This is a genomic window from Streptomyces sp. P17 (assembly GCF_032436805.1).
In the GTDB taxonomy this organism is placed as follows: Bacteria; Actinomycetota; Actinomycetes; order Streptomycetales; family Streptomycetaceae; genus Streptomyces.
On the sequence record NZ_JAVRBF010000511.1, the window covers coordinates 1 to 330 of the forward strand.

General features: G+C 53.0%; 1 protein-coding gene. It reads left to right on the forward strand.

Annotation, left to right across the window (positions count from 1 at the left end):
• Positions 1-330: DegT/DnrJ/EryC1/StrS family aminotransferase (locus tag RMT89_RS41915; protein ID WP_315889004.1), on the forward strand; the 330-nt coding region annotated here is incomplete at both ends.

Below are 330 nucleotides of genomic sequence, written 5' to 3' on the forward strand. Positions count from 1 at the left end.
GCCTGGAATTCGTTCATCTTGCATTGATGCCCAGCTCTTCAATACTTTCCGGGCAGCCATGGGTTTGTGTGTACTGGATGAGATTGAAGCCAACCTCAATGCACGTGCCGCAGTAACACGGTATTACGATGAACACCTGCCAGCTTCACTGCAACGTCAAAAGCTGCACACTGGGGCAAGTGCAAACCATGCCTACATGCCCGTCGTTTTCGAATCAGAGGCACAGGCCTTGGCCGTACTCAACAGGCTGAGTGAATCAGGCATCACCGCCAGGCGTTATTTTTACCCATCGCTTGACCAGGTAGACCTTGGCTGTAGCACTGGGCAGGC